Below are 9,782 nucleotides of genomic sequence, written 5' to 3'. Positions count from 1 at the left end.
AGAACTGGCCGAGGTAGAAGCGCCCACCCTGGTCGTCGGCGCACTCCGCCATCAGGCCGTACGGCTGGCGGCTCGGTTCGGCCAGCACCGTGCCACCGGCTTCGCGGACCCGGGCGACCGCGGCGTCGACATCGGAAACCGTCCACATCGGCACGACCCGGGGCTGGTGCGCACCGCCCGCGGCTCCGGCCATCGGCTGGGTGTCGAGCACCTGCCAGCCGTCGTCCACCCGACCCGGCTCGAACGTCCACCCCAGCACGCGGCCGTAGAACTCGCGGAAAACCGCCGAGTCGCCGACCTCGTAGGTGACATAGGACAGTTCACCGGGGCCTGATCCGTTCAGCATCGGGCGCGGTCGTCCCGGCTCCGGGACGTAGACGGCGAATGCGGTGCCGTCGGGGTCACCGGCCTCGAGAAGCGTGCCGACCGCGGATTCGCGGGAGGCGCCCACCCGTCCGCCCGCCGCGAGGATCGCCGCCCGCGACTCGTCCAGGTCGGCCACCGCGTAGCAGCAGACCATGGTGCTGTCCTCGGCGGATGAGAAGTCCAGCGGCTCAACGATGTTGGTGACCCGTCCGCGGGCATCACTGCGCCAGCCGAGCACGTGGGCGTAGAACGCCGCAGCACGCCTGACGTCCGGAGTCCGCCACGTCACGTAGCCGATGTCGCCCACTCGGATCGGCTCGCGGACCGGGCCGCTGAGCATCCACCGATGGCCGAACGGATCGCGGATCGTCGCGGCGCGCGCTCCATGGCCCTCGTAAGGTTCCCGTTGGACCTCGGCGCCCCGCTCCCTGGCTCGCGCCAGCGCGGTGTCGGTGTCGGGCACGTTCAGCATCAGGCTCACCGAGTTGATCCCCGACGCCGGCGCCCGCAGGCCCAGCTCGGCGAACTCGTCGGCCAGGTACAGGACACCGCCGCCCATCGCCAGTTCGGCATGTCCGATCCGCCCGTCGTCCATCAAGATCGGTTCACCGATCAGCTGCGCGCCGAATGCGTCGCGGTACCAGTCGATGGCGGCGCGGGCGTCGCCGACCGTCAGATAGGGCAGTGCGCCGGGCCGGGGAGGTTGGCCGGTGGTGGTCGCTTCGGTCAAGTCGGCGACGGCTGTTGCGGTTCCGCTCATGGTGACTCCTTGAGTTCTCGCGGGTAATGCCAGCGCCGACTCCAGTCGTGTCCGCAGCCGTGCGGCGAAGTCCGGATCTGGCTGTACGGGAAGGTCTTCGGCGGTCAGGACACGCAAGGGATCGGTCATGAGGCACCTCCTTGCAGGTAGAGCCTTCTGAAGGCTCGACGGGCCCGCACCAGCAGCGCTTCGGTGGCGTGCACGGTTCTACCGATCAGCTCGGCGCACTCGGGTACCGAGCAGTCGTCCATGTAGCGCAGCGCGAGCACCATTCGATGAGCTTCGGGTAAGCGCGCCAGCACGCTCTCGGCGACGAGGCGGTCGAGTTGCGCATCCCACTCGTCGGCCGCTTCCGCCTCGGGCACGTCGGCGACCGGTACCGTCGACCGCGCCGCGCGGCGCCGGTAGTGGTCGGCCAGCTTGTGGCGGGCGACCCCGAGCAGCCACGGGATCGCCAGTGGCGGCGGATCAGGGCGGCGTGCGGCGTCCATCGCGGCGAGAAAGGTCTCCGACGTGAGGTCCTCGGCCGTGCCCCGATCACCACACCGGCGGACGAAGTAGCCATAGACGACCGGAAGTGCATCGTCGTAGAGCTCCAGCAGTCGGTGCGGGGCGTCGGGTGGTTCGGGATCCGCGCTCACACTCTCATCGTCGTCGCGGGAGGCCGAACTCCGGCGGGTCCGGCACAACTTTTCTCGCGGTCCGAGTGGTTTCGGCGCGCTAACCGCCGCTCAGCGAACGAAAACGCGCCGAAATCGCTAGCGGCCGTCCAGATCGTCGAGGCCGTGCGCGACCACGTCGAAGGCGTCGCCGAGCGCCTCCGGCAGCGAGACCGTCTCGTCGGCCAGCCAGTATTCGTAGGCCGACAGCGCGACACCGAGCAGCAGCCAAGCCACCGACTGCGGAACCAGGTCGCCGGCCTTGGCGCCGGTACGGGCGGCGACGAAGTCCGCGACGACGCCGCGCCAGCCGGCGTACATGGTCATCGAGTGGGCCTGCAGCTCTGCGGTCTGCAGGATGACTCGCATCCGCTGGCGGTGCCGTTCGGTCTCGGAAGTGTCAAAAGTGTTGAACGCCAGCAGGGCTGACCGCAGCGCAGCGCTGATCGGGGTGGCCGGGTCGATGCCCGCGAACAGATCGCGGAAGTGCTGAAGATGGGCATCGAAGTCGCCCCAGGGGATGGCGTTCTTCGACGGGTAGTAGCGGAACAGGGTCCGACGCGCGATGCCCGACGCCTGCGCCACGTCGTCGACGCTCACCGACCCGAACCCGTAATTGGCGAAAAGATCCAGCGCGACGTCGGTGATGTGGTCTCCGGTGGTGGAGCGGCGCCGTCCCACGCGAGCCCCGGTGGGACCCCCAGAACCACCCGTCATCGACCCGCCCTTTCTTTTCGGCACTCGATGCCATATTCTTGCGATCTCGATCACAATTGTCGAGAACCTGGCCGACGAAAGGGTGCTTTTCATGGAGCCGAACACTGCACATGAGACCGAAACCGAACTGGTGACCGAGACGCTGGTCGAAGAGGTCTCCATCGACGGGATGTGCGGGGTCTACTGACCGTGCCCGCCCACGCTGTGGGCGATCCGGCTGTGGCCGGGTCGGAATTCGACCCGGCACTCAGCTGGCGTCTGCATCCGCAGGTGGCCGTGCGCCCGGAACCTTTCGGCGCACTGCTCTACCACTTCGGCACCAGGAAGCTGTCGTTCCTGAAGAACCGCATCATCCTCGACGTCGTGAACTCGCTGTCCGACCACCCCGATGTGCGCACCGCTCTGCGGGCCGCCGGGGTTGACGAGCCCGACGAGGCGCCCTATCTGCACGCGCTGAGTGTGCTGGTGACCTCGAACATGCTGATCTGCAAGGATTCCCAATGACTTCGGTGGCACCGGTACCCCGGCTGATCGAGCAGTTCGAGCGCGGTCTGGACGCGCCGATCTGCCTGACCTGGGAGCTGACCTACGCCTGCAACCTGGCGTGCGTGCACTGCCTGTCCTCCTCCGGCAAGCGCGATCCCCGCGAGCTGACCACCCGGCAGTGCATGGACATCATCGACGAGCTCGAGCGCATGCAGGTGTTCTACGTCAACATCGGCGGCGGCGAACCGACTGTGCGTCCGGACTTCTGGGAGCTGGTCGACTACGCGACCGCCCATCACGTCGGGGTCAAGTTCTCCACCAACGGGGTGCGCATCACCCCGGAAGTGGCGGCCCGGCGGGCCGCCAGCGACTACGTCGACGTGCAGATCTCGCTCGACGGCGCCACGGCCGAGGTCAACGACGCCGTCCGCGGTCCCGGGTCCTTCGAGATGGCCACCCGCGCGCTGGAGAACCTGGCCGCCGCCGGTTTCACGGACGCCAAGATCTCGGTGGTCGTCACCCGCCACAACGTCGACCAGCTCGACGACTTCAAGGCGCTGGCCGACCGCTACGGCGCCACCCTGCGGATCACCCGGCTGCGTCCCTCGGGGCGTGGCGCCGACGTCTGGGACGACCTGCATCCGACGTCCGAGCAGCAGGTGACGCTCTACAACTGGCTGGTGGCCAAGGGCGAGCGGGTGCTCACCGGCGACTCGTTCTTCCACCTGTCCGGCCTGGGCGCGCCCGGCGCGCTGGCCGGGCTGAACATGTGCGGCGCCGGCCGCGTGGTGTGCCTGATCGACCCCGTCGGCGACGTCTACGCCTGCCCGTTCGCCATCCACGACCGCTTCCTGGCCGGCAACGTGGTTCGCGACAACGGATTTGACAACGTGTGGAAGAACGCGCCGCTGTTCCGGGAGCTGCGTGAGCCGCAGTCGGCCGGTGCATGCGGCAGCTGCGGGCACTATGACGCCTGCCGGGGCGGCTGCATGGCCGCGAAGTTCTTCACCGGCCTGCCGCTGGACGGCCCGGACCCGGAGTGCGTGCAGGGGTACGGGGCGCCTGCCCTGGCCACCGACCGGGACAAGCCCCGCCCCAGCGCCGACCACTCGCGAGGTAAGCCGATCATGCTGACCTTGTCCACCCGGCCTCCGGCCAAGCCCTGCAACGAAAGTCCGATCTGATTCATGGCACGCGACACCTGGTTCGAAACCGTCGCCATCGCGCAAGAGCGCGCCCGCAAGCGTCTCCCCAAGTCTGCGTACGGCGCACTCATCGGTGGCAGTGAGAAGGGGCTCACTGTCAACGGCAACAACGAGGCCTTCAACGAGCTCGGCTTCGCCCCCCATGTCATCGGTGCGCTCGAAAAGCGAGATATGGCAACGACCGTCATGGGTCAGGAGGTGTCGATTCCCGTCTTGATCTCGCCGACCGGCGTGCAGGCAGTGCACCCCGACGGTGAGGTCGCGGTGGCCCGCGCGGCGGCCGCTCGCGGCACTGCGATGGGACTGTCGTCGTTCGCCAGCAAGCCGATGGAAGAGGTCGTCGCGGCGAACCCCAAGACGTTCTTCCAGATCTACTGGCTGGGCGACCGGGATGCCATCGCCGCCCGCGTGGAGCGGGCCCGGGCGGCCGGCGCCGTCGGCCTGATCGTGACCACCGACTGGAGCTTCAGCCACGGGCGCGACTGGGGCAGTCCGAAGATCCCCGAGAAGATGGATCTGAAGACCATGGTCAAGATGAGCCCGGAGGCTCTGACGCGGCCGCGGTGGTTCCTGCAATGGGCCAAGACCCTGCGTCCGCCCGCCCTGTCGGTGCCCAACCAGGCCGCCAAGGGTGAGCCCGGCCCGCCGTTCTTCGAGGCCTACGGCCAGTGGATGGGCACACCCCCGCCCACCTGGGAGGACATCGCCTGGCTGCGCGAGCGGTGGGGCGGTCCCTTCATGCTCAAAGGTGTCATGCGTGTCGACGACGCCAAACGCGCTGTGGACGCGGGTGTTTCAGCGATCTCGGTGTCCAACCACGGCGGCAACAACCTGGACGGCACGCCCGCCTCGATCCGCGCTCTGCCCGCGATCGCGGCGGCGGTCGGCGACCAGGTCGAAGTGGTGCTCGATGGTGGCGTACGCCGCGGCAGCGACGTGGTCAAGGCCGTGGCGCTCGGCGCTCGCGCGGTCATGATCGGCCGGGCCTACCTGTGGGGGCTGGCGGCCAACGGGCAGGCGGGTGTGGAGAACGTCCTCGACATCTTGACCGGCGGTATCGACTCGGCTCTGCGCGGTCTGGGGAAGGCGTCGATCCACGACCTGACGGCCGAGGACATCCTGGTGCCGGACGGCTTCGTCCGGGCCCTCGGGGTGCCTCGCGGTGAGCTGCCCTGAACCTGGCGTAAGCGAGGTTGTGGGACTGGCGTGACGGACGGGACGGCGGTAAACGCTCCGGGTGGGTCCGGGGGTCCCGAAAGCGAAAGAAGTCCGTCTTCTCCACGAACAATTGGCGCACGGCAGGTTAATTCGGCCTACCATCACCGCGTGGCTTTCCGGAGCGAGCTGGGTAACTCGACGTCGAGACAACTCCGCGACACTTCACCCACGATCTTGATCCCGGTGGGCTCGACCGAGCAGCACGGCCCGCACCTGCCGCTGGACACCGACACCCGCATCGCCACCGCGGTCGCCGCCGGGGCCACCGCCGAGCTCAACGGTGGCGATGGTGAGCACTACCTGCTCGCGCCCGCGATCGCCTACGGAGCCTCCGGTGAGCACCAGGGCTTCGCCGGGACGGTGTCGATCGGCACCGAAGCCCTGACATCGGTCCTGGTCGAGTACGGCCGCTCGGCCTGCGACTGGGCCCGGCGGATCGTCTTCGTCAACGGCCACGGCGGCAACCTGGAGGCCCTGCGCGCATCGGTCCGCCTGCTGCGGTCCGAGGGCCGCGACGCCGCCTGGTGCCCGTGTGCCGCCGACGGCGGTGACGCCCACGCCGGTCACACCGAAACGTCTGTATTGCTCCACCTTTCACCTGCTGACGTGCACACCGACGCCTGGTGTAGCGGGAATCGGGCGCCGCTGGCTACCCTGTTGCCGCAGATGCGTCACGGGGGAGTGGCCGCGGTGAGTGAGGTGGGCGTGTTGGGCGATCCGACGACGGCGACTGCGCCCGAAGGTGCCCGCATCTACGCACACATGGTCGCCGAGTGTTCGCGGCGGATCGACCACTGGCGGCCGGCCGGCGACGGGATGCTGACATGACCCAGCCCCGACTGCCCGACGGGTTCGCCGTGCAGGTCGACCGGCGGGTGCGCACGCTGGCCGAGGGCTCGGCTCTGCTCGGCGGATCGCCGACCCGGCTGCTGAGGCTGGCCCCGGCGGCCCAGACCCTGCTCGACGGTGGCCGCCTGGAGGTCCGCGACGCGGTCAGCGCCCAGCTGGCCCGTACGCTGCTCGATGCCACCGTCGCCCATCCGCGCCCGGCGGGCGGTCCGTCGCATCGCGACGTCACCGTCGTGATCCCGGTACGGGACAACCCGTTTGGCCTCTATCGCCTGGTGATGTCGTTGCGCGGGATGCGGGTGGTGGTCGTCGACGACGGCTCGAAAACCCCGGTGCAGCCCAGCGATTTCACCGGTGCCCGGTGTGAGGTCGAGGTGCTGCGCCACGAGCGGAGCAAAGGCCCCGCCGCCGCACGTAACACCGGGTTGACCTCCTGCACAACGGATTTCGTGGCATTTTTGGACTCTGATGTGGTTCCGCGCCGCGGTTGGCTGGAGGCACTGCTGGGCCACTTCTGTGACCCGGCGGTGGGCCTGGTCGCCCCGCGCATCGTCGGGCTCGGACACAGCGACCAGTTGATCGCCCGCTACGAGGCGGTGCGCTCGTCACTGGATCTCGGCGAGCGGGAAGCGCCGGTGATGCCCTACGGCCCGGTGTCCTACGTGCCCAGTGCAGCGATCATCTGCCGCCGCACGGCACTGCTGGAGTTGGGTGGTTTCGACGAGACCTTGCGCTCGGGTGAGGACGTCGACCTGTGCTGGCGGCTCATCGAGTCCGGCTCCCGGCTGCGCTATGAACCGATTGCGCTGGTCGCCCATGAGCACCGCACCGAGATGCGGGAATGGCTGGGTCGCAAAGCCTTCTACGGCAGCTCAGCGGCTCCGCTGTCGATCCGCCACCCGGACAAGACCGCACCGGTGGTGATCTCCGCCTACAGCCTGCTGGTGTGGTTGCTGATGGCCCTGGGATCGGTGTCGGGGTATCTGGCATCTCTGGTGTTCGCCGGCGTGACCGCCCGCCGCACCGCCAAGGCGATGAAGAACACCGACGCCCGCCTCCTCGACGTGGCCCTGCTGGCCCTGCGCGGTATCGGCGCGGCCGCGCTGCAGCTGTCGGCGGCGGTGTGCCGGCACTACTGGCCGCTGGCCTTGGTGGCCGCGGTGGTCTCCCGCCGGTGTCGGCAGGCGATCGTGGTGGCCGCGGTGCTCGACGGTGTCCAGGACTGGATCACCCGCAATCGCAACACCGATGTCGAGGGAAAGCCGATCGGCCTGGTCGCCTACCTCGTGCTCAAACGCCTCGACGACCTGGCCTACGGTGCCGGGCTGTGGACGGGCGTGGTGCGGGAGCGCACGTTGCGCCCGCTCAAGCCGCAGATCAAGACCTGACCGACTCGGGTGGTCGAACTCAGCACGCGCAGTGATGTTCTCATCGTCGGCGCCGGAAGCGCCGGATCCGTCCTGGCCGAGCGTCTCTCGGCAGACCCCGGCCGACGGGTCACCGTCGTCGAGGCCGGACCCGGCCCTGGCGAACCGGGAGTGCGCGCCCTCACCCGCAACGGCCTGCAGTTGCCGATCGGGACGGCCAGCCCGCTGGCTGCCCGCTATCGGACGCAGCTGACCGGCGACCCACCACGCGGCGCCGACATCGTGCGGGGAGCGACGGTCGGAGGCTCCGGTGCGGTCAACGGAGGATACTTCTGCCGGGCGCTTCCTGCCGATTTCGACGGGCCCGGTGTTCCCGGCTGGTCCTGGTCGGAGGTGGTGGCCCATTACCGCGCCATCGAGACCGACCTCGACTTCCCCGACCGGGCCGACGGCGGACCGATCTCGATCCGTCGCACCCATGAATTCACGGGTAGCTCAGAGGCATTCGTCGATGCCGTGCGAGCTGCCGGGCTGCCGTGGCTACCCGACCTGAACGCCGAGCCCACCGGTGCGAACGTCCCGCCCGGAATCGGGGCGGTGCCGCTGAACATCGTCGACGGCGTCCGCTCCGGCCCGGGCGCGGCGTTCCTCGAGCCCGCCACCGGCCGGCCCAACCTCGCCGTGCTACCCCGCACCCGGGTGCGCAGGCTGCAGATCGCCGCCGGCCGGGTGTCAGGCGTCGAGACGATCGGACCGGACGGGCCCGTCGTCCTCGAGGCCGACCGCGTCGTGCTGTCGGCCGGTGCGATCGGTTCGGCGCACCTGCTGATGCTCTCCGGTATCGGGCCAGCAGACGCGCTGACCGACGCCGGCGTCCCGGTGGTCGTCGACCTGCCGGTGGGGCAGCGCACCTCCGATCACCCGGAGTGGGTGCTACCGACCACGTGGACGGTCGCTCCGGCGCGGCCGGTGCTGGAGGTGGTGCTGGTGCTCCCTGGCGTCGAGATCCGTCCGTACACCGGTGGGTTCATCGCGATGGTGGGCGACGGTGGCCAGGGACGGCCCGATTGGCCGCATCTTGGTGTGGCACTGATGGCGCCCCAGGCGCGTGGACGTGTGGTGCTGGTGTCGGCGGATCCGGCGGTTCCCCCGTTGATCGAACATCGTTACGACACGGCCGCCGACGACCTGGCCGCGTTGCGGCACGGTACTCAGACCGCAACGGAGATTCTCGGTGCCACAACCGAACTCGGCGAACCGATGTGGTCCACGTCGCAGCATCTGTGCGGCACCGCCCCGATGGGGACCGACTCTGACGAGCATGCGGTCGTCGACCCGACCTGCCGGGTGCGCGGGATCGAGAACCTGTGGGTGGTAGACGGTTCTGTGCTGCCGCGGATCACCGGCCGCGGTCCGCACGCGACGATTGCGATGATCGGGCACCGGGCCGCGGAATTTGTCTGAAGCGGCCGGATTCCGGCGCCGATGCCAATCGGTACCCTGAGCGGGCCGGATCAGGCGAAGATGCTTGAACGTGGGGAAACGTCACGGGAAGGGTTGGCGCGATGACGGGGCGACGCAGCGATCCGAGACCTGCGCGTTCGCGCGCGCGGTTGCTCGACGCGGCAACGGCATTGCTGCGTAGCGGAGGCCCGAGCGCGGTGACGGTCGACGCCGTCACGCGCGGCGCCAATGTCGCCCGTGCCACCCTGTACCGGCATTTCCCCAGCGGCAACGACCTGTTGGCAGCCGCCTTTCACAGCCTGATCCCGCCCGCGCCGATGCCGCCGGAGTCGGGTTCGCTGCGGGAGCGACTGATGGCGCTGATGCAGGCCCAGGCCGATCTCATCTTCGAGACCCCGGTGCTGCTGACGGCCACCTACTGGCTGGCTTTGGGGCCCGACATGGAGCATCTGCCGGGCCGGCCGGGGGACGCGGACAGTCCTGAGGTTCGGACGCTGCGGGAGCGCGTCGCACAGCAGTATGGTGCGCCGTTCGACGCGATCTTCGACAGCCCCGATGCCAAATGTGAACTCGGTGAGGTCGATCGTGCCCAGGCGATCATGTTGCTCATCGGCCCGCTGGTGGCCGGCCGGATCAGCACGCTGGCCGACTTCGACTACCGGGAGTGTGCGCGCGCCGCGGTGGACGGCTT

At 69.2% G+C, this 9,782-nt stretch carries 11 protein-coding genes; 8 read left to right on the top strand and 3 right to left on the bottom strand.

The features are described 5' to 3' along the window. The 3 genes from MSZK_RS01105 to mftR all read right to left on the bottom strand — a co-directional run. A partial coding sequence (locus MSZK_RS01105; protein WP_099243984.1) for a VOC family protein occupies positions 1–1,255 on the bottom strand: 1,255 nt, incomplete at its 3' end. Then, positions 1,252–1,767, bottom strand: coding sequence for an RNA polymerase sigma factor (locus MSZK_RS01100; protein WP_099243964.1), 516 nt, complete (start codon positions 1,765–1,767; stop codon positions 1,252–1,254). The genes MSZK_RS01105 and MSZK_RS01100, both read right to left, overlap by 4 nt. Positions 1,768–1,884: 117 nt before the next feature. After that, positions 1,885–2,502: a mycofactocin system transcriptional regulator gene (gene mftR, locus MSZK_RS01095; RefSeq protein ID WP_099243962.1), complete on the bottom strand. Its 618-nt coding sequence runs from the start codon at positions 2,500–2,502 to the stop codon at positions 1,885–1,887. Between the two features lie 91 nt (positions 2,503–2,593). Here mftR and mftA point away from each other — a divergent pair, with 91 nt between their 5' ends. The 8 genes from mftA to MSZK_RS01055 all read left to right on the top strand — a co-directional run. Beyond that, positions 2,594–2,689: a mycofactocin precursor MftA gene (gene mftA, locus MSZK_RS01090; protein WP_099243960.1), complete on the top strand. Its 96-nt coding sequence runs from the start codon at positions 2,594–2,596 to the stop codon at positions 2,687–2,689. Between the two features lie 2 nt (positions 2,690–2,691). After that, positions 2,692–3,006 (top strand): mycofactocin biosynthesis chaperone MftB, encoded by a 315-nt coding sequence (gene mftB / locus MSZK_RS01085; protein WP_371411268.1) that lies wholly within the window; start codon positions 2,692–2,694, stop codon positions 3,004–3,006. After that, positions 3,003–4,172 (top strand): mycofactocin radical SAM maturase, encoded by a 1,170-nt coding sequence (mftC, locus tag MSZK_RS01080; protein WP_099243958.1) that lies wholly within the window; start codon positions 3,003–3,005, stop codon positions 4,170–4,172. The genes mftB and mftC overlap by 4 nt, the downstream gene beginning before the upstream one ends. 3 nt (positions 4,173–4,175) lie before the next feature. After that, positions 4,176–5,369 (top strand): pre-mycofactocin synthase MftD, encoded by a 1,194-nt coding sequence (gene mftD / locus MSZK_RS01075; RefSeq protein ID WP_099243956.1) that lies wholly within the window; start codon positions 4,176–4,178, stop codon positions 5,367–5,369. 111 nt (positions 5,370–5,480) lie between these two features. Beyond that, positions 5,481–6,239, top strand: a complete 759-nt coding sequence (gene mftE, locus MSZK_RS01070; protein ID WP_099243980.1) for a mycofactocin biosynthesis peptidyl-dipeptidase MftE — start codon at positions 5,481–5,483, stop codon at positions 6,237–6,239. Beyond that, positions 6,236–7,648, top strand: coding sequence for a mycofactocin biosynthesis glycosyltransferase MftF (gene mftF, locus MSZK_RS01065; RefSeq protein ID WP_099243954.1), 1,413 nt, complete (start codon positions 6,236–6,238; stop codon positions 7,646–7,648). Before mftE ends, mftF begins: the two co-directional genes overlap by 4 nt. A gap of 9 nt (positions 7,649–7,657) precedes the next feature. After that, positions 7,658–9,091: a mycofactocin system GMC family oxidoreductase MftG gene (gene mftG, locus MSZK_RS01060; RefSeq protein ID WP_099243951.1), complete on the top strand. Its 1,434-nt coding sequence runs from the start codon at positions 7,658–7,660 to the stop codon at positions 9,089–9,091. Positions 9,092–9,192: 101 nt separating this feature from the next. Then, on the top strand, positions 9,193–9,782 hold a 590-nt coding region (locus tag MSZK_RS01055), incomplete at its 3' end, for a TetR/AcrR family transcriptional regulator (RefSeq protein WP_099243978.1).

Origin of the sequence: Mycobacterium sp. shizuoka-1, assembly GCF_002723835.1 — a bacterium.
In the GTDB taxonomy this organism is placed as follows: domain Bacteria; phylum Actinomycetota; class Actinomycetes; order Mycobacteriales; family Mycobacteriaceae; genus Mycobacterium.
This window is presented reverse-complemented; position numbering and strand designations above follow the sequence as displayed.